Below are 307 nucleotides of genomic sequence, written 5' to 3'. Positions count from 1 at the left end.
AGCGATGCGGCGGCGATCCGGGCCCGGGCCCGCTCGCCCTGGCGTTCATAGGCGATGTCGAACGAGTCCGGCTCGCCGTATTCGAGGGAGAAATAATAGAGTTCGGAGCCTTCAAGCTGGCTGTACGCCAGGGCGGGCGTGTCGGCGGCGATATTGCGCGTCAGCCGGGCCAGCCAGACCGGATTGACCTGGCCATCGATAGCCAGGATGCGGTCGCCGGGTTGAACCGGGCTGTCGGCCGGGGCCTCGGTCACGATCACCTCGCCTTCATGCACGCGCAGGCTGAGAGGAAAGAATCGTCCGGTTT

Annotated in this window: 1 protein-coding gene; it reads right to left on the bottom strand. The window is 65.8% G+C overall.

The window, feature by feature from the left end; genetic code table 11:
* On the bottom strand, positions 1–307 hold a 307-nt coding region (locus E5162_RS14870; RefSeq protein WP_158291331.1), incomplete at both ends, for a hypothetical protein.

The sequence above is a fragment of the Marinicauda pacifica genome (assembly GCF_004793635.1).
In the GTDB taxonomy this organism is placed as follows: domain Bacteria; phylum Pseudomonadota; class Alphaproteobacteria; order Caulobacterales; family Maricaulaceae; genus Marinicauda; species Marinicauda pacifica.
Note: the sequence above shows the minus strand (reverse complement) of the source record. Positions and strands in the feature narration are given on the sequence as shown.